This window comes from Ensifer sp. Root278 (assembly GCF_001429285.1).
Classification (GTDB): Bacteria; Pseudomonadota; Alphaproteobacteria; order Rhizobiales; family Rhizobiaceae; genus Ensifer.
The window spans coordinates 1-26,082 of sequence record NZ_LMJJ01000016.1; the positions used below are offsets into that span (position 1 = coordinate 1).

22 protein-coding genes and 6 pseudogenes are annotated in these 26,082 nt (G+C 59.8%); 11 read left to right on the top strand and 17 right to left on the bottom strand.

Annotated features, from left to right (window positions below; genetic code table 11):
* Window positions 1-796: 796 nt before the first annotated feature.
* Window positions 797-1,840 carry a sulfate/molybdate ABC transporter ATP-binding protein gene (locus ASE60_RS14880; protein WP_057251346.1) on the top strand — a complete coding sequence of 348 codons (1,044 nt, stop codon included), beginning with the start codon at window positions 797-799 and terminating at the stop codon, window positions 1,838-1,840.
* A gap of 318 nt (window positions 1,841-2,158) precedes the next feature.
* Here the strand turns inward: ASE60_RS14880 and ASE60_RS14885 are convergent, their stop codons facing one another.
* The gene (locus ASE60_RS14885) at window positions 2,159-2,605 is read right to left on the bottom strand and encodes a MarR family transcriptional regulator (protein WP_057251347.1); all 447 of its coding nucleotides are present in this window, start codon (window positions 2,603-2,605) and stop codon (window positions 2,159-2,161) included.
* Between the two features lie 160 nt (window positions 2,606-2,765).
* Here ASE60_RS14885 and ASE60_RS14890 point away from each other — a divergent pair, with 160 nt between their 5' ends.
* Together ASE60_RS14890 and ASE60_RS14895 are read left to right on the top strand one after the other, a co-directional pair.
* Window positions 2,766-3,533, top strand: a complete 768-nt coding sequence (locus tag ASE60_RS14890; RefSeq protein WP_057251348.1) for an alpha/beta hydrolase — start codon at window positions 2,766-2,768, stop codon at window positions 3,531-3,533.
* A gap of 502 nt (window positions 3,534-4,035) precedes the next feature.
* A complete protein-coding gene (locus ASE60_RS14895) occupies window positions 4,036-4,218 on the top strand; it encodes a hypothetical protein (protein ID WP_057251349.1) in 183 nt (60 codons plus the stop codon).
* Between the two features lie 101 nt (window positions 4,219-4,319).
* Here the strand turns inward: ASE60_RS14895 and ASE60_RS36205 are convergent, their stop codons facing one another.
* A complete protein-coding gene (locus tag ASE60_RS36205) occupies window positions 4,320-4,772 on the bottom strand; it encodes an SHOCT domain-containing protein (protein WP_156414649.1) in 453 nt (150 codons plus the stop codon).
* A 545-nt stretch (window positions 4,773-5,317) separates the two neighbouring features.
* Here ASE60_RS36205 and ASE60_RS14900 point away from each other — a divergent pair.
* Window positions 5,318-5,572, top strand: a complete 255-nt coding sequence (locus tag ASE60_RS14900) for a hypothetical protein (RefSeq protein WP_057251350.1) — start codon at window positions 5,318-5,320, stop codon at window positions 5,570-5,572.
* A 188-nt stretch (window positions 5,573-5,760) separates the two neighbouring features.
* Here the strand turns inward: ASE60_RS14900 and ASE60_RS14905 are convergent, their stop codons facing one another.
* The gene (locus tag ASE60_RS14905) at window positions 5,761-6,303 is read right to left on the bottom strand and encodes a ProQ/FINO family protein (RefSeq protein ID WP_244495620.1); all 543 of its coding nucleotides are present in this window, start codon (window positions 6,301-6,303) and stop codon (window positions 5,761-5,763) included.
* A gap of 116 nt (window positions 6,304-6,419) precedes the next feature.
* Between ASE60_RS14905 and gltA the strand changes: the two are divergent.
* Window positions 6,420-6,572, top strand: a pseudogene (gene gltA, locus ASE60_RS35670) (citrate (Si)-synthase); the annotation flags it as partial.
* On the opposite strand, the gene ASE60_RS14915 reads toward gltA, so the two are convergent.
* A complete protein-coding gene (locus ASE60_RS14915) occupies window positions 6,569-7,717 on the bottom strand; it encodes an acyl-CoA dehydrogenase family protein (RefSeq protein ID WP_057251353.1) in 1,149 nt (382 codons plus the stop codon). The pseudogene gltA and the gene ASE60_RS14915 overlap by 4 nt on opposite strands.
* Window positions 7,718-7,821: 104 nt before the next feature.
* On the opposite strand from ASE60_RS14915, the gene ASE60_RS14920 reads away from it, so the two are divergent.
* Window positions 7,822-8,733 carry a LysR substrate-binding domain-containing protein gene (locus ASE60_RS14920; RefSeq protein ID WP_057251354.1) on the top strand — a complete coding sequence of 304 codons (912 nt, stop codon included), beginning with the start codon at window positions 7,822-7,824 and terminating at the stop codon, window positions 8,731-8,733.
* A 131-nt stretch (window positions 8,734-8,864) separates the two neighbouring features.
* Here the strand turns inward: ASE60_RS14920 and ASE60_RS33790 are convergent.
* Window positions 8,865-9,041, bottom strand: a pseudogene (locus ASE60_RS33790) (transcriptional regulator); the annotation flags it as partial.
* Window positions 9,042-9,346: 305 nt separating this feature from the next.
* Between ASE60_RS33790 and ASE60_RS14930 the strand changes: the two are divergent.
* From ASE60_RS14930 to ASE60_RS33795, 5 genes and pseudogenes are all read left to right on the top strand, one after another.
* Window positions 9,347-10,294: an adenylate/guanylate cyclase domain-containing protein gene (locus ASE60_RS14930; RefSeq protein WP_244495621.1), complete on the top strand. Its 948-nt coding sequence runs from the start codon at window positions 9,347-9,349 to the stop codon at window positions 10,292-10,294.
* Between the two features lie 645 nt (window positions 10,295-10,939).
* Window positions 10,940-11,344 carry a hypothetical protein gene (locus tag ASE60_RS14935; RefSeq protein ID WP_057251357.1) on the top strand — a complete coding sequence of 135 codons (405 nt, stop codon included), beginning with the start codon at window positions 10,940-10,942 and terminating at the stop codon, window positions 11,342-11,344.
* A gap of 90 nt (window positions 11,345-11,434) precedes the next feature.
* The gene (locus ASE60_RS14940) at window positions 11,435-11,956 is read left to right on the top strand and encodes a hypothetical protein (protein WP_113133921.1); all 522 of its coding nucleotides are present in this window, start codon (window positions 11,435-11,437) and stop codon (window positions 11,954-11,956) included.
* Window positions 11,934-12,530: a hypothetical protein gene (locus ASE60_RS14945; protein WP_156414647.1), complete on the top strand. Its 597-nt coding sequence runs from the start codon at window positions 11,934-11,936 to the stop codon at window positions 12,528-12,530. Before ASE60_RS14940 ends, ASE60_RS14945 begins: the two co-directional genes overlap by 23 nt.
* A gap of 86 nt (window positions 12,531-12,616) precedes the next feature.
* Window positions 12,617-12,834, top strand: a pseudogene (locus tag ASE60_RS33795) (ABC transporter permease subunit); the annotation flags it as partial.
* A 23-nt stretch (window positions 12,835-12,857) separates the two neighbouring features.
* Here ASE60_RS33795 and aac(3) read toward each other — a convergent pair.
* The 12 genes and pseudogenes from aac(3) to ASE60_RS15010 all read right to left on the bottom strand — a co-directional run.
* Window positions 12,858-13,633 (bottom strand): annotated as a pseudogene (gene aac(3) / locus ASE60_RS14950) (aminoglycoside 3-N-acetyltransferase); the annotation flags it as partial.
* Window positions 13,634-13,888: 255 nt separating this feature from the next.
* The gene (locus ASE60_RS14955) at window positions 13,889-14,941 is read right to left on the bottom strand and encodes a sn-glycerol-3-phosphate import ATP-binding protein UgpC (RefSeq protein WP_057251360.1); all 1,053 of its coding nucleotides are present in this window, start codon (window positions 14,939-14,941) and stop codon (window positions 13,889-13,891) included.
* Window positions 14,941-15,789, bottom strand: coding sequence for a sn-glycerol-3-phosphate ABC transporter permease UgpE (gene ugpE / locus ASE60_RS14960; RefSeq protein ID WP_057251361.1), 849 nt, complete (start codon window positions 15,787-15,789; stop codon window positions 14,941-14,943). Before ugpE ends, ASE60_RS14955 begins: the two co-directional genes overlap by 1 nt.
* Window positions 15,790-15,796: 7 nt before the next feature.
* Entirely contained in the window at window positions 15,797-16,678 is an 882-nt protein-coding gene (ugpA, locus tag ASE60_RS14965) for a sn-glycerol-3-phosphate ABC transporter permease UgpA (protein ID WP_057251362.1), read from the bottom strand.
* A gap of 65 nt (window positions 16,679-16,743) precedes the next feature.
* Complete coding sequence (ugpB, locus tag ASE60_RS14970) at window positions 16,744-18,048, bottom strand: sn-glycerol-3-phosphate ABC transporter substrate-binding protein UgpB (RefSeq protein ID WP_057251363.1); 1,305 nt, start codon at window positions 18,046-18,048, stop codon at window positions 16,744-16,746.
* A gap of 766 nt (window positions 18,049-18,814) precedes the next feature.
* Window positions 18,815-19,510: a UdgX family uracil-DNA binding protein gene (locus ASE60_RS14985; RefSeq protein WP_057251366.1), complete on the bottom strand. Its 696-nt coding sequence runs from the start codon at window positions 19,508-19,510 to the stop codon at window positions 18,815-18,817.
* A 177-nt stretch (window positions 19,511-19,687) separates the two neighbouring features.
* Window positions 19,688-19,917 (bottom strand): annotated as a pseudogene (locus ASE60_RS35675) (type II toxin-antitoxin system VapC family toxin); the annotation flags it as partial.
* Between the two features lie 31 nt (window positions 19,918-19,948).
* A pseudogene (locus ASE60_RS14990) lies at window positions 19,949-21,236 on the bottom strand (amidohydrolase family protein).
* Window positions 21,233-22,174 (bottom strand): ABC transporter permease, encoded by a 942-nt coding sequence (locus ASE60_RS14995; RefSeq protein ID WP_057251367.1) that lies wholly within the window; start codon window positions 22,172-22,174, stop codon window positions 21,233-21,235. The pseudogene ASE60_RS14990 and the gene ASE60_RS14995 overlap by 4 nt, the downstream one beginning before the upstream one ends.
* 1 nt (window position 22,175) lies before the next feature.
* Window positions 22,176-23,225, bottom strand: coding sequence for an ABC transporter permease (locus ASE60_RS15000; RefSeq protein WP_057251368.1), 1,050 nt, complete (start codon window positions 23,223-23,225; stop codon window positions 22,176-22,178).
* Complete coding sequence (locus ASE60_RS15005) at window positions 23,215-24,744, bottom strand: ABC transporter ATP-binding protein (protein WP_057251394.1); 1,530 nt, start codon at window positions 24,742-24,744, stop codon at window positions 23,215-23,217. Before ASE60_RS15005 ends, ASE60_RS15000 begins: the two co-directional genes overlap by 11 nt.
* Window positions 24,745-24,870: 126 nt before the next feature.
* Window positions 24,871-25,896 carry a BMP family protein gene (locus ASE60_RS15010; RefSeq protein WP_057251369.1) on the bottom strand — a complete coding sequence of 342 codons (1,026 nt, stop codon included), beginning with the start codon at window positions 25,894-25,896 and terminating at the stop codon, window positions 24,871-24,873.
* Window positions 25,897-26,082: the final 186 nt, after the last annotated feature.

Consider the following 26,082-nt stretch of genomic DNA (forward strand, 5'->3'; position numbering starts at 1 on the left):
GACACTTGAGCGCCTCGCAAATGGATGGCCCAGCAGCGATATTGACGCGCTCATGCCGTGGAACTACGCCGCCTGAACGGCCCCGGCTTGTCGCTTACATTAGTTCCAAGCACGCGGCCCGAAGCCGGCTGCGAGAGGGCCGCCACGAAACGAGGCGGATGGCAAACATAGTCTCGGTGGCAGCCGACGCTCGGCTGACTCAGGATTGCCTGCAGGAAATCTGCAAAGCTGCAAATTTAACAACTCACAACCGAGCCGTTCTTTACGAGCGCTGAGCACGGCTTGTTGCGAGCGAGTTCTTTGCTTGGGTCATCGCCTTACAGAAGCGCCACCATTGCCGCGATAATCAACATTGCAAATACCACGAGCCCAATGTGGAGTAGTTCCGCTCGGCGGCCGTTGTTTCGAGAGGTTCGAGCCATGACTTTACCTCATCATTTGACAGGTAACGCGCGGCTCACACGATTGTTCATGGCCTCGCTGTCTGCTGCCGACTGCGCCTGGTATCCCTTCGGCGCCCTTGGGGGCTGAAGCGTTGTGGCCGAATCCGGACGGGCAAGCGCCAATCCCTCTCGTTGCGCCGCGGACCCCGCTCATTCCATGCAGGATCAGGGCTGAGTTTGAGAGACGTGCCAGAGCCTTTTTACGCGGACGCGGCAGCCGCGAGCAGTTGCACCATGTCTCCGCTTCCGGTTTCCAATGCGAAGTCGCCAGCTCCCCTGAGAGCACATCGAACCAACTCTGTGCTGGCGCGTTCAAATGATGCAATGAATGGCACTCACTTGGACCTGGGTATATGGAAGTACGAATCCAAGGCCTACGCAAAGAATATGACCGCATCCCTGCGCTCGCCGACGTTTCTCTTGACATCCACTCTGGTGAGTTGATCGCTTTGCTTGGACCCTCCGGCTCCGGAAAGACGACGTTGCTTAGGTTGATTGCCGGCCTCGAGAGCCCGACCGATGGCACGATTTTCTTCGATGCCGAGGACGCGTCGATGAAGACGGTGCAGGAAAGAAATATCGGCTTCGTCTTTCAGCACTATGCCCTCTTTCGGCATATGACTGTGCTGGAGAACGTGGCTTTCGGTCTAAAGGTTCGCCGCTCCAATCGGCGGCAACCACCGGCAGAACTTCACAAGATGGCACTCGAGTTACTCGAGCTCGTACAGCTGTCAGGATTTGAAAATCGCTACCCCGCTCATCTCTCCGGCGGCCAACGCCAGCGCGTGGCGCTTGCCCGGGCCATGGCGGTTAAGCCGACCGTCTTGTTGCTCGACGAGCCCTTCGGTGCGCTTGACGCTCAAGTGCGCAAGGAATTGCGCCAGTGGCTGCGTGAAATCCATGATCGGACCGGATACACGACCGTATTTGTCACCCACGACCAGGAGGAGGCGCTCGAACTGGCTGATCGCGTGGTGGTGCTGAACAAAGGTATGATCGAGCAATCCGGTACGCCGGACGAAATCTATGATCACCCAATCTCTACTTTCGTCTACGGGTTCATTGGCCAGTCGAATTGCTTAAAGGTCATGCTTTCAAACGGCGAAATCCGGTTCGAAGATCTGCCCACAGGGCTGCGTGCTGCAACCGAAGGCGATGGCGAGGCTTTACTGTATTTCCGCCCGCACGACATAGAACTCGTCGATGGCTCTCGGGGCAGCCTTGAAGGCTTCATCATCGGGAGCCGGCGGGTTGCCGGTACGCGCCATCTCGAGCTAGATCTGGGCAATACGCATGCGGCCGTCGAAATCGAGTTGCCGCCGGAGCGCGCGTCTTTTGCACACAGAAGCCGAATCGCCTTCAGGCCCACCAAGTGGAGGCTGTTCTGCAGCGAATAAGAGCGGTCGCGGCCGACCGGTAGAGCCTGGACACAGCGCCCGCGTGAGTAACGCGGGCGAGCAATGATATCCGCCCTCGGCCTGACAGATCTCTTCGAAATAAACGAAACAGCTATTTTGTTAAATGACTCACTCGCTTAGTTAACAAAGAAGAGGGAAGCGGGTGCGTTTCCTACATCAGGGGTCGATAGCGGCCTGCGGTGCCGCGAATCGAACGAAACGTTGGTGAGCGCGTCCGCTGGCGGGACCCCTGTTTGGTACGGGGTTGGACCGCCACCGGCTTGCTATCGCGAAGCGTTCAACGAGGAGGGTTTCGAACTATCTCGCCCGTGCCTGAAGCCTGTTGCGTAGGCCGTCGATCGTGGCGCGGAGGGTATCGAGAGCGTCCGCTTCCAGCGCAACCGCATCGCCGATGCAATGCATGACATCATCGGCCTGACCCTGCAGGGCGCGGCCTTTCTCCGTCAGGTGCAGAAGCACCTCGCGTTCGTCCTGGGGGTTGCGCGTTCTCGTGATTAAGCCGGCAACGTTCAGGCGCTTGAGCAACGGCGTAAGCGTGCTGGAATCAAGGAAGAGATTGTTACCCAGCTCCTTGACGTTCTGGCCGTCGCGATTCCAGAGCGACACCATGACCAGGTATTGCGGGTACGTCAGGCCTAGCTTGTCCAGTAATGGCCGATAAAGCTGGGTGAATGCGTGGCTCGCGGAATAGAGGGAAAAGCAGAGCATTCCGGCGACGCCGCGATGGTCGTCTGGCTTCGTCATCGCGATCTCCTTTCCGCACAAATAATTCGCCCACGATCTATTTGCAAGCAGTTGACATACTCATTCCGGAAACATATATGTTGCACACAAATAAATCGCACACAAATAAATTAACAGCTTCACGCCTGAACCTAGATCCCGAGCCACGAAGGATATCGTCATGTTCAAACTCGCCGCCACCGTTGCCTTTGCCGCCGCTCTCCTGTCCGGCAGTGCAATTGCCCAGCCCGCAAAGCCCACAGTCATTCTCGTCCACGGCGCTTTCGCCGACTCGTCGAGCTGGAATGGTGTGACGAAGATCCTTCAGAAGGACGGTTACACGGTCGTTGCCGCGGCCAATCCCCTGCGCAGTGTCGCCGGTGATGCGGCCTATGTTTCAGACATCATATCGAGCATCAAAGGATCCGTCGTCCTGGTCGGGCATTCTTACGGAGGCCAGGTGATCTCGACCGCTGCCAACGGCAAGGACAATGTCAAGTCGCTGGTCTATGTGGCAGCGTTCGCTCCGGAAGCAGGGGAAGCAGCTGCCGATCTCGCCGGTAAGTTCCCGGGCGGAACACTTGGCCAAGCGCTCGCCGCTCCGGTCAAGCTGGTAGATGGCGGCGTCGATCTTTCCATCGACCAGGCGAAGTTTCACGACCAGTTCGCCCACGACGTTTCAATTGAGGATGCGGCATTGATGGCCGCCGGCCAGCGCCCGATCACCGAAGCTGCCTTGACGGAAAAGTCCGGTTCGCCGGCCTGGAAAACGCTGCCCTCCTACTTCATCTATGGGGACGGCGACAAGAACATCCCAGCGAAGGCACTCGGCTTCATGGCCGAACGGGCAGGCTCAAAGCACACTGTCGTGATCAAGGGTGCATCCCATGTTGTGATGGTGTCACAGCCCCAAGCCGTCGCGGACCTAATCGAAGAGGCTGCACAGTAATCTTTGTAAATTGCTGGTGATCAAAGGCCGTCATCCGGAAGGGTGGCGGCTTTGGCGTAAGAGCAGGGACTGCGGCTACGCCTGTTTCAGGGCGTCAACCTTGCTCGCGTTGTCAGCATGCTTCCCGGCTTCATGCATTTTCATTTCGCCCGACGGCTGAGGTGCGGTCCCAGCCTTCAAGCAAGGGCCTAAGCGGGTTCTGGCGCCGCAATCTGGACCGTACTATCCGCTTGCAACACCGAGGGGAGCACATATGTGCTTTTGTAAGGCACGAGCGGTCTATATCCATGACCTTCTATAATTTGCTAATGGGTCTCGGTCTTGTTGGTATGATCGGAATTATGGAGACGGGCTTTTGGCGTGTCACCCGTGTGAAGCCAGCACGACAATCCCCAAAGCGACGGTGCCCCGCCGACGTGAGGGATATGCGCACTGCCACTGCGAAGACACTGGCGAGGTTGAGAAGGACTGATGGCAAAGCCTCGAAGAAAGCAGGAGAGTCATGGTCGCAGACTATATTGACGAATTCATCATGTTTTGCGCCGGCCTGTGGATGACGTCCGTGGGCTTTGGGTATGTGACTTTGTCGAGAAACCCGGCAAACCAACTGCCGCTGGCCCGCCACTTCAAGTGGTTGGGCCCCTTGCTGCTCGTTATCGCAATCGTTCTGGCCTTCGCCTCATAAACCTGCCATCGAAGAAGGGCAGGGGGTGCGGTAAGATGGAAGGGCTCATTTCTTTGGTAGGGACTGTCGTGATCCTTCGATTCCCTACCACAATCGGGACTTTAGTCGGCGACGCCTTGACCCGGTTGCAGTTCATTGACGGCCGTCATCGCCCGGCGCCGCTCGATGGAAGCCTCCAATTGATCTCCGTGGCAAGCCCCGTTCATCGGATGCGATAGTCGGCTGAGGAACTCCGATTTCGTGGCCTCGAATTCCTGAGCCGTGAGAATGCCTTTCGCGTGAAGTGCCGCGAGGCGTTCGATCCTGTCGAAGATGTCCGCATCCGACCGAACCGCCTCCGGCGCTGGATGTGCCCCTGTTGTGGCGAGGCGGATTCCGACGCGGACGATGCGAATAACGACGGCGCAGCCTTGGCGGCGGATGCTTCGGTCGCCGGCGTGTCTGCCGGTTCCTTGCCGCCCTGCCGTATCACCGGCCTGAGACTGTTTTGGTCTGCCATCGATGATGCAGCGACCGCCAAATCTCCTATGATCCGGAACTATCGCGCTCGCCAGCTATTGTTGCGCGAAAGGAGCGCACCGATGACAGACATCCGAAACGCCACATTCTACGTGTTGGAACCGGACGATCCCCCTACGCCCAGTGATGCAATACCTGTCAGTTTTGAAGACGCCTTCAAGGAAGCTGAAAAGCTCACGGCGAGCGGCCGCGCGGTTCACGACGAGCCTTGCTCCGCAAGGGTAGGGTGGATTGGCCGCGCAGGGCGCGAACCTCGGATCACAAAAACCACGCAAGGTTCGTGTCTAAGTTACAAGCGGCGAAAAATGCATTCCGTTCGGAGGACATCCGATGAATACCGGGATCCCGCGACTTCGATCATCGTCTCAATCATAGGTGTCCTCGCCACCGGTTGTGTCGCCATTTCGGATCAGAAGACAGGGGCAGTCCCAACGACAACGATCCACCTACCGACTGCGATTGGCGTATCAGGAAGGAGACCGGCGGCAGGTCAGATCACGACGATGTGTTCTCGCCCGACGGAACGTCACTCTCGCTCGATGGTTGGCCCGACATTCCACGCGTCGAAGAGGAAATAACGATGTTGAAGACACTACTGACGGCGACTGTGCTACTCGCGCTTGCTGGGCCTTCTGCCTTTGCCTTGTCCGATATCGTGTGTGATGAAGCCAACATGTCGAAGCTCGAAACTGACGTCAAGGCTATGACAGACGAGATGAAGAAGGACTACGCCAATAAGGAATTGGCGATGGCGAAGGAAGCACTTGCCTCAAACGACAACGACAAATGCAAGACGCATATGTCGAACGCGATGAAGGGAAATGACCCTATGTGACGGGTTCAGGCAGCCCTAACGAATGGCCCCGCAGGCAACCCCGGGGCCTTCGCGCCGTAGCTCCGGTGTTGAAAACCGCATGCTTGCTGGTAGCAAATAAGTCCAGAGGAATCACAACGGAGCTGGCTTCCTATTTCGACTGCGCGTCACTTTCTCACTGCTCGGCCGTCAGGGAGGCCGCCGCTTGTCTAGCGCGGGGTGTCCTTCCGTTTGAGGAGGCCAGCGCGGATCACGTCCGACTTTGACGCTGGGGTGGGGAGGGGAGGTGCCGACTTTGGATTGCGTGATCCATCGCGCGCCTTGAAACCCTCGTACTTCTGTTGTGCATCCAACCTGTCGGCGTCCGATACAGGACCGACCGGTGTACCATTGATGTCATGGCGGACGGATCCGGGTCGCGCGACCGCGATCTGATAGCTCCGCGAATGCACATAAGTTGCCATCGTCTTGCGCAGAGCCGTGACGCTGAATTCCGGTTTCAGGAGAGGGCGGATTTCATCCCAGAGCCCGAGTGCAAAGGGTCGGATCGGGTCGCCAATCTTGGCTGGAAGAACTGCGATCGGCCGGGTGAGAAGAGCATTGATTGCCACGGTCTTGGCGACCTCTCGTTCACGGGCGAGAACCGGGTCGGAGTTCTCTCGCGGAGATTTCGTCTTCGGTGACTTCTGACGCATCGCAGTCCGTGCCAATCCAGGAATATCGTCATTCCAGGATATGCCATTCGGTACCACGAACCAATGACATCAGCTTAGCGCCCATAGGCTCGCCGCTCGCGGCCGCTGGGCGCTTCCGGGTAAGGGGCAAAGCCTCTGAGGCGGAGCGGCCGCCTGAGGCGATGCGCTTCCCCACGGCGATCCTCGCGATCAGACGGACGGTGGGCTGGATCAGCCAGTGGAAACAGATGATCACGGACCCGCCGCCGAAGATCGGCCGGCCCCGGCATCTCTACAGCGGACCGACGCGGCGGATTACGTCGGGACCAGCGCGCGCTGATCGTTAGAAGCTTGCGCCGCTGATATCGCCGCCAAGAGCGTAGCGGCCACCGATCACAAACTGCTCGGCACTCATGGCGATGTGTTTGGCCGCCGCGCGAACGTCGCGTTCGCGCCTCTCGAAGGGCTGGGACTCGGCAAGGGCCCGGGCTCCGATCAGATCGTTCACCCGCAGTACGACGCTCACTGCGACTTCAGCGGCGTGAGAACAGGCAAGCCGGTAGTTGATCCGGGCCGCAACCAGGTCAGAGCCTTCGCTTTCGACGGACGCGCACAAGGCCGACATGGCTGACCGCATGTAGGCGCCAGCCGCCCTGCACTGCGAAAGGCAGCGCCCGATCTCTGCGTGAGCCAGTTCGCGTTCTGCGACGGGGACGGTCATGCCCTGACGACGGTGGCCGGAGCTTAACGAGATGAGCGCGTCGATTGCGCCTTTCGCGATCCCAAGCGGCACTGTGGCAACAGTCCAGACAAAGGCGGAAATGCCCGGAAGGCGATAGACGACACCGGCGTGGGTAGGATTTGGCTGAAAGTCGCAAACGAATTCGGCTGGCAGGAACGCGTTGTCTGCCTCGAAGTCCCAGCTTCCGGTGCCTCTCATCCCTGACACATGCCAGTTGTCGATCAGATTGACGGCCTCACGGGGCAAGAACGCTAGAACGATCCGCCCACTGCCTTCGTTCACTTCACAAAGCGGGGCAAAGGTCGTGGCGTGTGGCGCGCCGCTGGCAAAAGGCCACCGGCCAGTGATTCGGTATCCACCCTCAGCAGGGACCGCCTTGCCAATCGCGCCTGTGCTTGAGGCGACGAAGGCCGACGGTTTCCCGAACACCTTCTGTGCGGCGTCCAAAGGCAGATAGCCGCCAGCGCGCGAAATGCCGCCTCCGTTTCCGACGAGCCAGCCGATTGTTCCATCAACTGCTGCGGCATGCTCGACCACGGCCATGAAGTCGAGGGGCGAAAGCCCGCATCCGCCCAGTTGAGCTGGCAGCAGGAGGCGGAAGAACCCCGCTTCGCTCAAGGCACCAAACACCTCGTCCGACAGCCTTCGATCCGCGTCAAAGCGCCCGGATTGCTCTGCCAGCAAAGGGCGGATCTGTTCAAACCTTTCGATCATGGTTGCAGCGGTCGATGCCGATTGTCCGTCCAGCATGATGATCTCCTTCCAGAATGCCGGAATGATCGGACTCGATGAGATGCGCGGCAACAGCAAAGAATTCGAGGCAAGGTGAGTACAATTCATCTAGAATTCGATGCATGCACCGCCTTCCGCCTCTTCGAGAGCTTCAGGCCTTCGAATCCGCGGCCCGCCTTCTGAGCTTCAGGAAGGCGGCCGAGGAACTGTCCGTCACACCCACAGCCGTCAGCCACCAGATACGGCTACTGGAACGCTATTGCGGCCAGCCCCTTTTTCAGCGCCAGCCGAGGCCGTTGCAGCTCACCACTGCGGGCGCACAGCTTCTGCCGGTTGTCCGGGACGCTTTTCTGTCGATCTCGGACGAGCTTGCGCGCCTTACCCCTGGCAGCCCGATCGGCCATCTTCGGGTGACGACAACCAGTGCCTTCGCCGCGCGCTGGCTGCTGCCGCGCCTGGAAAGCTGGCGAGCGGAAGCGCCGGGATCGACACTCGACCTTGTGGGAACGGATACGGTACTGAACCTTCGCACGGGCGAAGTTGACGTTGCGATCCGTTATGCGCGGCGATCCCCGACAGACGGAGTCGCGGTGGAGCTACTTCGCGATACCTTCCACGTCGTTGCGGCGCCGTCGGTTCTTCAGGGAGGCGTCCGCATGATCGAGCCTCAGGCGATCCTCGATCTGCCACGTGTCGAGGTCGGCTGGCCCCTGACCGACGTAGGTGCGCCCACTTGGCGTCACTGGGAAACTGCGGCCCGAGCGGCAGGCTACCGAATCAGCGGCACCGTCCGGCCACCGCAACTGAAAATCCACGAAGAGCACCACGGGATCGAAGCGATCGTAGCCGGACAGGGTCTTGGGCTGTGTAGTGACGTGCTCGTTGCACGGGAGCTTCGCGATGGCCGTCTTCTGCGAGTCAGCGATATCGTTCTGCCCGGCTACGGCTTCTACTTTGTCTATCGGGCCGAGCACCCGAGGCGCGGGGCCTTGGAAGCCCTGCTTCGCTGGATGCAGCGGCAAGCCTCCGCGTGAAGCCGATTGTCAAACATGCGCGTGCGCCGGCTCCCACGCACAGAAGATGATCTCAATCGATACTTCGCGCCGACCCCGAATGGCAGGAATGCCGCAGCTGTGCTGCAGCAAGTCGGTTCCCAGTGAATGATCGCGCCGGTTTCCCATTTTTGTACGGTCGACTCGTTGGTATTGAGGTAGCGCGCGAAGACTGGCTGGCTAACGTGATTTTACTCGCGCAGCGCCTTGATCTCGCCTGGGGTCAGCTCTTGCCGGACGGACAGGCAGGCCTCATCGAAGGTCCGCATCGTCTCCTTGTCGATGCTGCCTGGCGGCCTTCATAGGGAAAGGTGTCTTTGACATTGGCTTGCTCAAGCGGCTGACGCGGGCCGTTCTCTCGGAGATCGCTGAGAGGCTCTATCAGGCGCTGGGCCGTGTCACGGATTTCGGTCTGGTGAATGGTGCGCGATCGCCGCAGCACTTCGTCAGCCTTGGCGGTAAGCACGAGCGTCTGGCGGCGCGTGTCATTCGGATCGGTTCATGCCGAACATAGCCGGCTTCCAGCGCCTGCGGAAGGGAACAAAGCTGCATTCCCATCGGTTGATGGTTCGACTGCACAGTGGAAACGAAGGCGTTGGATTGGACCGTTCACATGGAGGCGCCACCACTTGAAAGAAAGCTTGCAGCGATCCTTGCGGCCGATATCGAAGGTTATTCTCGATTGATGAATGCCGACGAAGAGCAGACGCTTGCGACTTTGACGTCGCACCGCACTATTGTCGACGGTCTTATCGAAAGCGCCCATGGTCAGATTTTCGGGACCGCCGGCGACAGCGTGTTGGCGGAATTTCCATCGATCCTCCATGCCTTCAACTGCGCAGTCGCCATTCAGCAGGCGATGTGGCGTGCCAATCAGGCGCTTGCCGACGACCGGAAGATGAACTTCCGCATCGGGATCAATATCGGCGACGTTCTGGTGAAAGACGGCGATATCTTCGGGGATGGCGTCAATATCGCCGCCCGGCTCGAAGGCCTCGCTGATGCCGGCGGTATCTGCGTGACAAGAGGGGTACGAGATCATCTGCGCGATCGCGTGGATACCACCTTCGAGGATTTGGGTGAGCACCAAGTCAAGAACATTGCGCGTCCACTCCGGGTCTTCCGCGTCCTGTTCGACCCGCAGGCCGAACCAAGCCTGAATGTGGAGCTATCGTCCGTCGACACCGCCGAGCGATCCTCGTCTGTCGAAGAGCCCTTCTCAGTAGATGACAAAAGCGACGAGGTGCGTCGAGTCGAGGTGGCCTTTTGGGAGGCGGTACAGGAGAGCGACGACCCGGCCGAGTATCTCCTTTACCTGAAGCGGTTCCCGACGGGTCAGTTCGCCGAACTGGCAGCCGCACGCGTTGCGCAAGGAGGGGCTGGCGACGCCGACCCTGGTATCGAGGTTTCATTCTGGGAAACAGTTCGAGACACCGGTAACGTCGAGATGATTGAAGCGTATTTGTCAAAGTTTCCGCAGGGCCAGTTCGTCGATCTCGCGAATATATTGCTGGCGGACATTCGAGCGAAATCAAACGCCTAACGATCTCGCAACGACTTCGTGAACGCCAATCGGGACAATTCAGGCGCTTGCGCAGTCGAAGTCCCGAAAGCGACGGGAGGGCCAGGTGTTTGAGGACTTCTCCTCTGAGATGGTTTCTCAAGTGGCTCTGCTCCTACTCATTGGCATTGCTTTCGGCCTCCTTTTCGACACGTCTGCCGTATCGCTAGGGCGATCCGGCGCCAATGCATTGCAATAAGTAAACTGAGAATGGCGGCCGCGCGCGGTCGGGAGGCGCAGGAAGTCATACCGCAGATTACGGGTCACAGTGTACGTTTGGCTTGCTAATCCAATGTGCCGTAGGCGGGGCGAATAGCGCAGCCCGATGGTTCACTGGGCGCGGGCAGGGATCGCAATCCAACATAAGTTGCTCATGTACGCTAACCGCCAAGCTCGAGAGAGGGACGGTCTGCTTCCCCGATTCCGGTACGCTGCCGCAAAAAAAAATGGGTTTGCCAGCGGAACAGCGCGGACCGCCCCTGGCCGCATTCGCGGCCGGTACCTGGTACGCTTTCCCGCTGCTGGCGACGGCTTCACGCTAAAGTAGGGATGACCTCGCTAGGTGTGATTGTTGACTCTGCTCGCTACTCATTGGAAAAGATCATCAGTTCGAGAGGGAAAACACTCATGGCAGACGAGAGCAATACCGAGACCACAGAGACGGCGCCACCGGCGGAAGCAGCGCCGCCCAGGAAGCGCCGAGGACCGCGGCCGAAAAATGTCGTTTCAGACGCAACTGCTGAAACACCGGAGGCAGTTGCTGCCCAGCCCATGAGAGGACGCAGGAAGCGCGCAGACAGGTCGGCAGAGGCGCCGGCCGTTGCCAAAACCAGGGGAAAGAAGGTCGGCAAGGGCACCGGAAAAACCCGTGGGGCAAAGCAAACGATCGAAACGCCGGCTCCGGTCCCAGTCCTCGACGACATTGCTGATCTTCGTCAGCTTGAAGAAGAGAACGCTCGGCTCCGCAAGGCGCTGGCCGAAAAACTCCGAGCTGAGAACGCCGATCTGCGCAAGCGACTGGGTCTTGCCTGATCATCGGTGAAGGGCTGATTGGATTTAAGCGATCGGCCCTCCTCATCACATTCTCGCTGCCGTTCGTCGAGAGCTGCAGCGGAGGATTCGGTGCCATTGCTCGAGGTGGCGGCACATATGAAATCACCATGGAAATATCTGGTCCAACTGGCGTCTTTGGGGCGAACGGTCAAGGAGCCGGAAAGCCCGCGTGAAATCGCGATCGAGGAACCGCTCGGCGAAGTTGACGAACCGATAGTGGAAGCCCCGAACGAGGCTGCAGGTAATCTCGACGCCGCGACTGTCGGCGGTGAACGGGCGCCCACCACAACGGTCGACCGGTCAAGTCCCGACGATCGCGTGGCGCTTCTGGAACCCGCCGGACCAACGCGACCACCGCCGACGAAAAGGCAAAGGCGCAGCCGGAAAACGAGCGCCAGCGATGTTGCCGTGGCCGATGCCGTCGAGTATGGAGATAGCGACTCCAGTGCTCCTCAGCCGCCGATGACACTCGCCGATGAGATGACCACACTGGACGAGGACATCAGGCAACTTAGACGCCGGCTGGCAGAGAAGTTGCTGTTGCAGAACATGCAGCTCAAGAAAATGCTTGAGCGCTTTGACGCGTCGTAAGCTGATGGCGCGCCTTCAACGTTGGATCCCTATGAAACCGCAGCAGCGCAAGTTTATCGTCGAAGTCAAATCGGCCCGGCGGCGGACGACAACCAATCCATCTTCCATCTGGGGCGATACGGACCTGAAAGCCCTCGTGCGCCAGGCGGAGACCGAAGCGCCGCAACTGTTCGAACCGGCTCAGTGCCCCGACGAGCCTTCTCCGGGGCAAAGTGCGGAGGTTTGCCCGAACGAGAGCGCTGGGACCGGCGCCGTTGAGCGGACCTCAGATCCGGCGGCCCCGACAGAAGAGAACATTCGCACCGAGGATGTTTCCGGTCCTGCTTCTATCTCGCCGATGGAAGCAAACCGCACGAAGACGATTCCACCAGAAGATAAGCCGAAGCGCCAAGGGCCATCGCGCCGTGGTCGTCCCCTTGGTAGCAGGACGACTACCGCTGCTCCCGAAGCACTTTACGACGAGCTTGCCGTGCTCGAGGTAGAGAACCGTCGGCTGAAAGGGCTGCTCGCGCATCGGCTTCAACAAGAGAACGTCCAGTTGCGAAAGATGCTTGAACGGTTCGGAACAAACTGAGCTGCAGATTGATGATCTTCGCTTGGAAGGTCATCATTTAGACTCGTGCTTTTAAGCTGCAGGGTTGGCCGATCGTCCCCCTACATGGGCTGATCATCGCCCACACAGTCGTGGCGGTGCCTTTTGCGGTGGTGAGCGCGAACGCGTCGAGCTTGCGGCCCAGAGCCTCGGAGCTTCGCCGGCCACGGTGTTCCGCCGTATTACCCTGCCGCTCGCCATGCCGGGCGTACTCTCTGGCGCTGTGCTCGCCTTTGCGACGTCGTTGGACGAAGTCGTCCTCACGCTCTTCTGCGCAGGCCCGAACTTGTGACGATGGCCTCTCGCCAAAACGCCGAAGGAAACGATGTCCTGCGCATCAAATAAATAGCTGAATGCGTCTCCTACTCGGCCAATCTGGTGCCGTTCGAGGGCAATGTATGCGCGCGCGATCGTTTCCACCGCGTCCGGCTGTCCATCGACCGCAAAGCAATCCAGGATGCCGTTTGAGTCGAAATCCTCCGTCAATTCCCAGATCGTTTGACCGTCTGGACCTAGGAGCGGCATCTCGTAGGTCACGCGGCGTTTACCGGGGATATTGGCAATAGCCTCGGCATAGTGCAGCGCGGTCACGGAGGCGAGCGGAGCACCAAGCAACAGAACTTTTCCACCCAGGCGGACAAAACGTTCAAGAGGCGAGCCTTTTCCCAACGCCTGTCCAAGACATTGTGGCTCTGTGAGTATTTCCACTAGAGGACCGATCGCGACCATTGATGCGTCCGGGTGAGCGCTTCGTCGCGTACTGCGATTTTGGACGAGGAACTGATTGAGCATGCCGAAACCGCGATATGCTGCCGAGGTCCCAGGATCAAAGGGTGGCCAGTTACGACGCAGTTTCTCATCCATCTTAGCGCCGTTCAGTGTCCCTCATACGGTGATCGGTCCCATGAGGCATATCCCATCGCGGTGCCCGTTGGCCCGATAGCGTCGACAAGAGCGCCGACGACAGTGGCCGCGCCTATCTCGACACCACCGATGGCTTTCAAAGAGGCATGGACCATCACCAGGTCGCCCGGTTGGATGCCCAGTCTTTGAAGGTCCGCTGCGATTTCTATCCTGGTTTTCATTGGAACTTCTCTTCGTCAGGGCGTCGGTTTGAAAGCTCAGCAGAGCACTCCATCCTGAGGATCGCATAATGTCATCGTTGGGGACCTTGGCTTTTCCTGAGCACAGATGTCCGCCATTTTCATTGGTGCCGCTGGCTGCTGAAGTTCAGACCATGTGCGCTTCAAAGGTCAAACGTGATGGCGAAATCGTACCTTTCCAACTACTAATATATGAGCGGGGGTGGCGGTCAGGCTCGATTGCAATCTGCGAGCGACTTATCCATGTCGGTGGCCGCCGTTTGCACTGAACATATGGAGAGCTTCCGCACCGGCGCCAACTTTCACCTCGTCGCCGATCTCGTTGTGTGCTCGCCCGGAAACTCGGAAGATCAATTCGCTGCCGTTTTTGAGCCGACCATGCAGGAGGCTCTCGGCCCCGACTAGTTCGATACCGTCGATCCGGACCGTGGCCGCGAATGGCAAACCTGGTGAATCGGCGGGTATCGGGGAAAGATCCTCGGGGCGGATGCCGAGCGTATAGTCGGCATTCGGGCGCACCACATCCGGGGAGAGCGACCACCCCGCTGACATGTCCTTGCCTTGCAAGAGATTCATCGAGGGCGAGCCTATAAAAGTGGCAACGAACGTTGTCGCGGGTTTCTCGTAGAGCTCCAGCGGTGTACCGACTTGTTCAATCCGGCCGGCATTCACGACGACCAGCCTATCGGCGAGCGTCATCGCTTCCATCTGATCGTGCGTGACATACACGCTCGTCGTTCCGAGCGACCGCTGCAGCCGCTTGATCTCTATGCGCATCTGTCCGCGCAGCTTTGCGTCCAGATTGGAGAGCGGTTCGTCGAAGAGGAAGGCGGCCGGTTGCCGGACAATGGCCCGCCCCATCGCGACACGCTGGCGCTGGCCGCCCGATAGCTGGCGCGGCTTGCGGTCCAGGTAGGGTTCGATCTCCAGCGTCCTGGCGGCGGTCGCTATTCGCCGGTCGATCTCGGCGGCCGGTGTATTGCGGTTCTTCAGCCCGTAGGCGAGGTTCTGGCGCACACTCATGTGCGGGTAGAGCGCATAGTTCTGGAAGACCATGGCAATATCGCGTTCGGCCGGTTCCACATCGTTGACCCGGCGCGTGCCGATGAGGATATCGCCGCCGGTGATGCTTTCGAGCCCGGCGATCATGCGCAGGAGCGTGGACTTGCCGCAGCCCGACGGACCGACCAGCACGACGAATTCGCCATCCGTCATGTCGAGCGAGACGCCCTTGATCGCTTCCACCGTGCCGTAGGTCTTGCGGACGTCTTTAAGGGTAATCTCAGCCATTACTTTTCTGTCTCCACAAGACCTTTGACGAACCAGCGCTGCATTAGCACCACGACGAGGATAGGGGGGATGATCGCCAGGATCGCGGTGACCATGACATAGTTCCAGGGGGTCGAGGCGTCGGTGAAGTCGATCATCCGCCTGAGCCCAATGATAATCGTATTCATCTTGGCGTCGTTGGTGACGAGCAGGGGCCAGAGGTACTGAGTCCAGCCGTAGATGAAGAGGATGACGAAGAGCGCGGCGATGTTCGTTGCAGAGAGTGGCAGCAGGATGTCCCGCATAAAGCGAAACGGCCCGGCATTGTCGATGCGCGCGGCTTCCACCAGTTCTCCCGGTATCGTCAGGAAGAACTGGCGAAAGAGGAAGGTCGCCGTCGCCGAAGCCATCAGCGGCAGCGTCAGGCCCGCATAGGTGTCGATCAGGCCTAGGTCCACGATCACCTTGTAGGTCGGCAGGATGCGCACCTCGACCGGAAGCATCAGCGTGATGAAAATCATCCAGAAGAACAGCATCTTCAGCGGAAAGCGGAAAAAGACGATCGCGAAGGCGGAGAGAAAGGAAATCACGATCTTGCCGACCGCGATTGCGATCGCCACGACCGTCGAGTTGAAAAGCAGCCGCTCGAGGCTGACGCCGACGACGCGCTCGACGCCGCCACCGACTGCTTCCTTGTAATTTTCCACGAGATGGTCGCCGATCGCGAGCGACATCGGCGGGCGCACGATCTCGATCGACGTGTGCGTCGACGCGACGAACGTGTAGTAGATCGGAAGCGCAACGATGATGATCCCGATCACGAGCACCAGGTGGCTGATCAGGGTGGAAATGGGGCGATTTTCGATCATCGGGGTCTCACGAGTAATGGACCCGCTTCTCGACGAAGCGGAACTGGAAGGCCGTCAGCGCAACGACGATGATCATCAGGATCACTGATTGGGCCGCCGAACTGCCGAGGTCGAGATTGACGAAACCGTCGTTGTAAACCTTGTAGACGAGCGTTTCGGTGGCCTTTGCCGGTCCCCCGCCGGTGACGGCATGAATGATGCCGAAGGTATCAAAGAAGGCGTAGACGGTGTTGACGACCAGCAGGAAGAACGTCGTGGGCGCAAGAAGCGGAAAGACGATAGTCCAGAACCGCTTGCTGCCGCGGGCGCCGTCGATCGCGGCGGCCTCGATCAGCGATTTCGGTATCGCTTGCAGGCCGGCGACGAAGAACAGGAAGTTGTAGCTGATCTGCTTCCAGGCCGCCGCAACGATGACCAGCCACATCGCCTGGTTGCCATTGAGGAGCGGATCCCAAACAAACCCGTTCCGGCGCAGAATGTAGGCGAACGTTCCCATCGCCGGATTGAACATGAAGAGCCAGAGCATGCCGGCAACGGCGGGGGCGACCGCATAGGGCCAGATCAGAAGCGTACGATAGATGTTGCGCCCCCGCACCACGCGGTCTGCCGACGTGGCCAGCAGGAGAGCGAGAGCCATAGACAACAGGGCCGTCGCGAGACTGAAGACCACCGTGACCTTCAGCGAATGCAGGTAGTCCGGATTGGACAGGATCGCCTGGAAGTTGGCGAGGCCGACGAAACCGGATTTCAGGCCGAACGGATCCTCGCGCAGGACCGACTGGTAGAGAGCCTGGCTTGCGGGCCAAAAGAAGAAGACGATCGTCAGGACGATCTGAGGCGCAAGCAGAAGATACGGCAGCACCTTGTTGGGAAACACGACGGACTGCATGAAACGTCCCCTCCAGGGAATACCAGTCCGCACCGCTTTGCGGTGCGGACATTTCGTTTAGAGGTTCAGTTTCCGATCGCTGCTTTGATTGCCGCGTTTGCCTTCGTTACACCTTCACTGAGCGCCGTCTTTGCATCCTTCTGGCCAGCAAGCATCGCTTCGAACTCTTCGTTGAGGATGTCTCGAACCTGCGGGAGGTTGACGAGGCGAACACCCTTCGAATTTTCGGTGGGAGCCTTGCCCATCATCTGCTTGATCGGCGTTTCCCGGCCCGGATTCTTTTCGTAGAAGCCGGACTTCTTGGTTTCTTCATAGGCTGCCAGCGTCACTGGCAGATAGCCCGAAACCTGGTGTAGCTGGGCCTGGGTTTCCGTTTTCGAGAGGAAGTGGAAGAACTCGGCCACGCCCTTGTATTCGCCGTCGCTCTTGCCGGCGAAGACCCAGAGACTTGCGCCACCGGGGATGGTGTTTTGTGGACCATGGCCTTCATAGTAGGGAAGCTGGCCGACGCCATAGTTGATCCCCGACTTCACGATGTCGCCGAGACCGCCGGATGATTCGGTCAGGATGGCGCATTCGCCCGACATGAACAGCTGCTTTGCTTCCGATGTGCGGCCGCCATAGCGGAACGTTCCATCCTTGGCGAGGTCGGCAATCGACTGGAAATGCTCGACGAAGAGCGCAGCGTCGATTTTTAGTTCGACTTCGAGGCCAGAGAGGCCGTTCTCGTTCGTGCCGTAGGGCACGTTGTTCCAGGCGGAGAAGTTCTCGGTCTGGATCCAGGTCAGCCAGGTCGATGTGAAGCCGCAATTTGCCGCCCCACTCGCCTTGATCTTCTTGGCCGCCTCGAAGACCTCGGGCCATGTGGCCGGTGGCTTTGCGGTATCGATGCCGGCCTTCGTGAAGGCGTCTTTGTTGTAATAGAGGATCGGCGAGGACGAGTTGAATGGGAAGGACAGCATGGTCCCGTCAGCCTTGGAATAGTACGCGACGATGCCTGGCAGGTACTGATCCTTGTTGAACTCGTAGCCGCCCTTCTGAAGAACGTCCGCCACCGGCACCACAGCGCCCTCGGCGCCCAGCATCACGCCGCTGCCGGCATCGAACACCTGCAGGATTGCAGGCGACTGCTTGGAACGGAAAGCAGCGATGCCCGCGTTCAATGTTTCAGCATAGGTACCCTTGAACACTGGAACGACCTTGTAGTCCGACTGGCTCTCGTTGAATTCCTTCGCAAGCCTTTCAACCGTTTCGTTGTTGGCGCCCGTCATGGCATGCCACCATTGAAGTTCCGTCGCCGCGAAGACATTGGAAGCAGCAAGGAGTGAAAGCGTGGATGTGGCCGCAAGAGTCCATTTGAAAGCTGACATGGTTGTTCCTCCGATTATTAAGACGACGATGTCTGTCTTGATCGCGTCGACCCTCCTCGATCAAACGCGACTGACTTTCGTGGCGAAAGTAGGCGGATTAAAAACGAACGGGAACGAACCTGCAAGAGAAAATGGAATGGCGAATTCCTTCCTGCTTTTCGGTGGAATTTTCGTTCTGTTCATGCCCTCGAGCCGAATGGCGTCCTGCGGCATCTAGCTGTCCATGGTCAGGTCCACGACAATCTTTATAAGCCGCGCGTTCTCATTCTCGAGCTGCTTCAGCTTCGCCATCTTCGGCAACGAGCAACGCGGCGTCGATTCTCCCGGATCGCGCCTGCTTGGCTACCAACCTTGTGAAATTCTAACCTGGCACCTGCGGCTCGATTACTTGGGTTGCGCCGCAGTGACACTGCCTTCGCTACTAGACTGGTCTCCGGTGGCACGGCTTGTCAGTTCTACCGCTCCCCACGCAAGCAGGACGAGGGCTAGGCTCGCCGCAAGAACCAAAAAAACGCGCCTGCCCATTCCCGCCTGGCGCGTTTCCCTGGCAGAGAAGGTAGTCCTTTCGGCATCGTGCGTTGCTGACAGCGGCTCGCCGCGCTCGTCCAGTTTATCGGCCATTGGATCCACTCGGTATTCATTCGGACTAGTACCCCGCGCCCATCAATGCGGCCCGAAGGACGAACGAAAAACGGGCAGATGCTCAAATGGTTCCGAAACTCCTCCTTTGGAGGCCGGCCATAGTGCGACGATCAGGACGCGAATTTCACCTTGTTTGTCGCCGCGCAGCCGGCTCAATTTTCCCAGACAGCAGTTCATTGGCAAGGCGCAGATCGGCAACAAAATGCTCCCGCTCGCGATTGGCATTCAATCGATCGCGAATTCGCAGCAGGTATGATGGGTGGATTGTTACGACGATCAGAAACCGGGAACCATCTTCCAGCGGCCGCCCACGATCCTTGGTCACCCTGATCGATCTTCCGAGCAGTGCTCCTGCTGCCGTAGCGCCGAGCGCCACGACTACGGCTGGTCGCAGGCGGGCGAGTTCGGCGCCGAGCCACCAGGAGCAACGCTGAACTTCGCCGGCATTGGGCTTCGAATGCAGTCTGCGCTTGCCACGCTGCTCATACTTGAAGTGCTTGACCGCGTTGGTCAGATAGCAGGCCTCGCGTTCGATGCCGGCTCCCTCCAAACATTCGGTCAATACGGTGCCTGCAGGGCCGACAAAGGGCTTTCCCGCTAGATCTTCCTTGTCTCCAGGCTGTTCACCGACAAGCATAAGTTTCGCGTTTTCCGGACCCGCACCAAAGACAAGCTGGGTCGCATGCTTGTAGAGGTCGCAGCGGCGGCAATCCTCGGCTTGCTGTCGGATATCACCAAGCGAAAGACCGCTCATATGGGGGTTCTCAAGAGCCGGCCCCTGCGTGGCCGAATGTTCTGGACTGTTTCTAGTCGTTGCCATCGCCCGGGGATCCACGAATGTTGCGCGGCTCGGTTCGGCGATATGAAACTCGCCGTCGCGTTCCTTGATCCCAACAGGTCGTGCGTAGTTTCGTTCCCATTACCGCTTCCGAGCGCGACGAAGGTGGAGTGGGTTGCCTGGTGCGACCGTTGCTAAAATCCCGATCCGCCAGGGCCACTAAGTCGGCAAATCCGGGGCAATTAATGTCAATGTCGGGATATAGGTTCGATAGCGACCAACGTCACGCGTGAGCAACGGCAGCCCGCTGACCGCCGCATGCGCACCGATGAAGAAGTCTGGGAGAACGCCAGTTCTCGTTCCCCTGCTTTGCGATATCGTGTGAAAACCTTGCTTGCCAGAAAGAGAGCCTTTCGCGGCATTGGTGCCAGTTCAAATCCGGCTTGATCAGCTGTTGAAGCTTGTTCTCGTCCAGTCCGGTCAACGCGCCAACCGTGGAACGAGGTGGCGGCGGTTGATGGTCGCCGGGCGGCCCTTGATGGACAGGGTCGTATCGTGCTTTTCGCGTTCAGCCACGACCTTCCCATTCGCCACGACGCAAAGCCGCTCGGCGCGCAAGCGCACCGCCTCGATCGGATTGCCCGCATCGAGCACCACCAGGCTTGCGGATTTGCCAACGGCCAGGCCGAGATGATCGAGCCCCATGATCTCGGCGTTGACCTTGGTGACCATGTTGAAGCAGGTGCGCATGTCCGCGGGCGAGGACATCTGGGCGACGTGCAATCCCATGAAGGCGACGTCGAGCATGTCGGCTGTGCCGAGGGAGTACCATGGATCGCACGCAATCCTGGCCCCAGCCGGTGCGGATGCCGGCCTTGAGCATTTCGGGCACGCGCGTCATGCCGCGGCGCTTGGGATAGGTGTCGTGCCGCCCCTGCAGCATGATGTTGATGAGCGGATTGGGAATTGCCGAGACACCGGCCTCCGCAATCAGCGGCAGCAGCTTCGAGACATAGTAGTTGTCCATCGAATGCATCGAGGTGAGGTGCGAACCTGCCACCCGGCCCTGCAGGCCGAGCCTCTTAGTTTCATAGGCAAGCTGTTCGATATGGCGCGAAAGCGGGTCGTCAGTTTCGTCGCAATGCAGGTCGACCATCAGGCCACGCTTGGCCGCGATCTCGCAAAGTTCGGTAACGGACCGCATGCCCTCGGACATGGTCCGCTCGAAATGCGGGATGCCGCCGACGATGTCGACTCCCAGGTCGAGGGCGCGAATGATGTTCTCGCGCGCATTCGGCGAGCGATAGAGACCGTCCTGGGGGAAGGCGACGAGTTGAAGGTCGATATAGGGCGCGATCTGCTTCTTGACTTCGAGCAGGGCTTCCACTGCCAGGAGGCGGTCGTCGCCGGTATCGACATGGGTGCGGATGGCCAGGAGCCCCATCGACACCGCCCAATCGCAATAGGCCAACGCGCGCTCCTTTACGGCCTCATGGGTCAGGACCGGCTTGAGTTCGCCCCACAGCGTGATGCCTTCGAGGAGCGTGCCCGAGGCGATACGCGGCAGGCCATAGGACAGCGTTGCGTCCATATGGAAATGCGGATCGACAAAAGGCTGGCTGACGAGGTTGCCCGAGGCATCGACGACGCGACCGGCCTCGGCATCGATGCTGGGCTCGATCGCGGCGATCCTGTCGCCATTGATGCCGATATCGGCGACGGTTCCGTCGGGCAGCGTGCCGCCCTTTACAATCAAGTCGAAACTCATCTTTCGCCTTTCTGGTACGGGATCATCAAAGCTTTGGGATAGGTGGCGCGACGCGCGACCAGGATCAGCGCCAGGATCGACAACGCATACGGCATCATCAGGAAAACCTGATAGGGAACGATACCGCCCGATATCTGCTGCAGGCGAACCTGAAAGGCATCGAAGGCGGCAAACAGTATGGCGCCGATCAGCGCCTTCCCTGGCCGCCAGGAGCCGAAGACGACCAGCGCGATACAAATCCAGCCGCGCCCATTGATCATCTGAAAAAAGAAGGAATTGAAGGCCGAAGTAGTGAGAAAGGCGCCACCCACCGCCATCAGCGCGCTGCCGATGGCGACGGCACCCGTGCGGATGCCGGTCACGGAAATGCCCTGGGCCTCGACCGCCGAGGGGTTTTCGCCGACAGCGCGAACGGCAAGGCCAATGGGCGTGCGGTAAAGGATCCAGGCGACGGCTGCGACTGACACGAACGCGAGATAGGTCAGCGGCGTCTGGGAAAACAGCGCCTCGCCAATGACGGGAAGGCTGGAAAGACCCGGGATCGGCAACGGCTGGAACGGCTCAATCTTCGGCGGCGACGTCACCTCGGGCAGCGCAAGCCGATAGGTGAAGTAGGTCAAGCTCGTGGCAAGCAGCGTGATGCCGATGCCGACGACGTGTTGAGACAGGCCGAGCGGTACGGTGAGCGTGGCGTGCAGCAAGCCGAACATGGCGCCGACAATGGCCGCGACCAGCACGCCGGCCCAAAGATCGCCGCCAGAATAGACGGTGAACCAGCCGGCAAAAGCCCCGGCCGTCATGATCCCTTCGATGCCCAGATTGAGAACGCCCGCGCGCTCGCATATCAACTCGCCCATGGTCGCGAAGATCAGCGGGGATGCGATCCGGATGGCGGCAACCCAGAAGGAGGCGGTGAAGAGGATTTCAAGCGCGTCCATGTCACCTCCACCTGATCCGGAATCGCGCCAGAAGGATCGCGACAACCATCGACAGAAGCGAAGTCGCAACCATGACGTCGGCTATGTAACTCGGCACTTTGGCGGCACGGCTCATGGCATCGGCGCCGACGAAGATGCCGGCGACGAAGATGGCCGATGCGATGACGCCGAGCGGATTGAGTATGGCGAGCATCGCGACGACGATGCCGGTGTAACCGTAGCCTGGCGACAGGTCGAGCGTCAGGTTTCCCTTGAGCCCCGAGACTTCGGAAAAGCCTGCAAGTGCGGCCAACCCGCCCGAAAGCAAGGCCGTCTTCATCAGCGTGCGGTTGACCAGAATGCCGACAAAACGTGCCCCCTCGGGATTGTGGCCGACGGCGCGCATTTCGTAGCCGAGAACCGTCCTTTTCATGACGACCCAGACGAGAACGGCCGAAACAAGCGCTATGGCGAAGCCGTAGTGCAGGCGCTTGCCCTGGATGAGGCGCGGCAGTTGGGCTTCAGCGATGACCTTTTGCGATTGCGGCCAGCCGAGCCCCATCGGGTCCTTGAGTACACCTTCAAGCAGCATCGACACGAACAGCAGGACGATGAAGTTGAGCAGCAACGTGGTGACCACCTCATCGACGCCGAAGCGGGTCTTCAGCACGGCCGGGCCGAGCAGAAGCAGCGCGCCTGCGGCCATGACGGCGACCATGATCACCGGGATCAGAACGACCGAAGGTAGCGGTAGTGTGCCGGTTCCCAGCACCACGGTGACGACGCCACCGATGTAGAGTTGGGCTTCCGCGCCGATGTTCCAGAGCTTGGCCCGAAAGGCGACGGCGATCGCCAGGCCCGTGAAGATCAGCGGCGTCGCACGGGTCAGGGTTTCCATAAGCGCGAACTGTGAGCCGGCCGCTCCCTTGGCCACGAGATAGAAGACGGACAGCGGCGAAGCGCCAGCGACGAGAACGAGCATCGACGTCAACACCAGCGTTGTGGCGATGGCTGCCAGCGGAAACAGCAAGGTGACCGCCAAGGACGGTGCAAGCTTTGGCTCAAGCCGCATGGTCGCCGCGCTCCCCGTCGTGGCCCGCCATCAGCTCTCCCAGTTGCCGAATGCTGCGCTCGCCGCGCGAAGACGGCGTCGAAAGGCGTCCCTTGGACATGACGATGACGCGGTCGGACAATGCCAGGACCTCCTCGAGGTCTTCGGATATCAGCAATATAGCCGCGCCCCTGTCGCGTGCTTCGAGCAGCATGCGGTGTACATATGCGACGGCGCCGACATCGAGGCCACGGGTCGGCTGGCTTGCAAGGATGACCGTCGGGTCGGGATCAAGGGCCCGGCCGAGGATTAGCTTCTGCATGTTGCCGCCCGAAAGCAGGCGCATGCGAGCCTCGGGCGAGGGGCATTTGACCTCGTAGTCGGTGATGAGTTTCTCGGCGAAGCCGCGGGCAGCCCTCCAGTTCAGGAAGCCCATGCGACTGAACCGCGGACTGCGGTAGCGTTCGCCGATGACATTCTCCGTCACGCTCATGTCGCCGATGCTGCCGATAGCGTGGCGATCTTCTGGAATCCGGGCCACGCCGTGGGCGAGTGCTGCGCGCGGCGACCAGTCGGCGACTTCCCTCCCGGCGATGGAGATGCTCCCGGTGGTCGGGCGCCGGATGCCGGCGATGAGGGCCGCAAGGCCAGCCTGGCCATTGCCGGCAACGCCGGCAAGGCCGGTGATCTCGCCGGCCGTGAGCGTGAGCGACACTTGATCGAGGCCGGCCCCGTTATACGGCGTCGTGGAGACCCTTTCGAGCGCCAGCAGCGGTGCACCCCGCTTTACCGGGTTGACCTCCGCCGGCTTGACCTCCTGGCCAACCATAAGGGCGGCTAGTTCTTTGCGGTCGGTTGAACCCGTTTCACGCTCGCCAACGAGCCGGCCGGAGCGCAGAACCAGCACCCGATCACTGACCGACATTACTTCGTGCAATTTGTGGGAGATGAAGATGATCGACAGGCCCTTTGCGACGAGCAGCTTCAGTGTCCGGAACAGCGCATCGGTCTCTGCGGGTGTTAGAACGGCCGTCGGCTCGTCCAGGATCAGGAGACGGGCTTCGCGATAGAGTGCCTTCAAGATTTCGACGCGCTGACGTTCGCCGACCGAGAGCGTGGAGACGGTGGCGGCGGGTTCGACGGCGAGGCCGAAATCGGCCGACAGTTGCTCGATGCGCCGCCGCGCTGCGGCCCTGTCGAGCCGCATGCGCCAGAGGCTCTGCGTGCCAAGCGCGATATTTTCCTGCACCGTCATGTTGTCAGCAAGGGTGAAATGCTGGTGGACCATGCCAATGCCGGCATCGAGAGCCGCGCGCGGATCTCCCGGCGGAAGCGGCTTTCCGAAGGCCTCGACGGTTCCCTCGTCAGCGACATAGTGGCCGAAGAGAATGTTCATCAGCGTCGTTTTGCCGGCACCGTTCTCCCCGAGAAGTGCTATGATTTCGCCCCGCTTCAGCTCGAAGGAAATAGCCTCGTTTGCCCTGAGTGGGCCGAAGCGCTTGCTGATGCCGGAAAGACGAAGGGCAGGTTTGCTTGACACGGCGGTGACCGGAAGTGGCGATGTGGGAAGGCTTTCTTTCCCGTCCAGGGAGAGAGTGGTCGCTTCCGGCGAAGGGTTATCCCCTCCGGCAAGGTTGCCCACCTCTCCCATGAACGGGAGCACAGGCTAGCTCGACTTAGGCTCGGCGTCGTTGATCTCGACGGTGAACGCGCCGTCCTTGATCATCTTTTCTTTCTCAGCGACCTTGGCCTTGATGTCGTCCGGAACCTTGCTGTCGAAGGTGCCGAGAGGTGCTAGCGAACAGCCGCCGTTCTTCATGAAGGAATAGACGCCGTAGTCGTCGGCCTTGAAACTGCCGGCCTTCACCTCGGCGATCGCCTTGTCGAGCGTCGGCTCGAAATGCCACAGCGCGGAGGCGACAACGGTGTCCGGATAGTCTGCCTGGGTATCGATGACATTGCCGATCGCCAGGATCTTCTTTTCCTTGGCGGCATCGGACACGCCGAAACGCTCGGCATACAGCAGATCCGCACCGCCATCGATCTGGGCGAACGCCGTCTCCTTGGCCTTGGGCGGATCGAACCACGAGCCGATAAAGGCGACCTGGAACTTGGTGTCCGGGGCAACTTCTTTCACGCCGGCCATGAAGGCGTTCATCAGCCGGTTGACCTCCGGGATCGGGTAGCCTCCCACCATGCCAATGTTCTTGGACTTGGTCATCGCGCCGGCGATGATGCCAGACAGATAGGATGCGTCCTGGATATAGTTGTCGAACACCGAGAAGTTCGGCACGGCGGCATCGGGCTTGAAGCTCGAGCCCATTAGGAAGGCGACGTCAGGATAGTCCTTGGCGACGGCGCGGGCGGCATCCTCGACGCCGAAGACCTCGCCCAGGATCAGCTTGTGGCCCGCCTCGCAATATTCGCGCATGACGCGCTCGTAATCGTTGTTTGCGGTGTTTTCCGAATAGACATATTCGATGTCGCCGCGCTCCTTGGCGGTATTGGCCGCCTTGTGAATACGACTAACCCACTGCTGCTCGACCGGGACGGTATAAACGGCTGCCACCTTTGTCGGGTCGGCAGCGAGCAGGCGGCTTGGAATACCCGCTGCAGCCACCGCGGCGGAGGCGCCGGCAATTTTGATCAGATTTCTTCTGGAAATGGCGAAATTGAAGGAATTGCTATGCATGAACTTCCCCTCTGATTGATTGCGCGTTTTGGAACGCGTCTTTTTACCACTTGGTCAATGTAGGTGAAGTTGAGGGTGGCAGCAATTGGACGCGGCATACCATTCAAACAGAAACGACGCGACCTCCGCGACAATTCATAAGTATTTTGGCGCGAAAGGCTCTGGAAGTGTCGCGCGCCATACGCA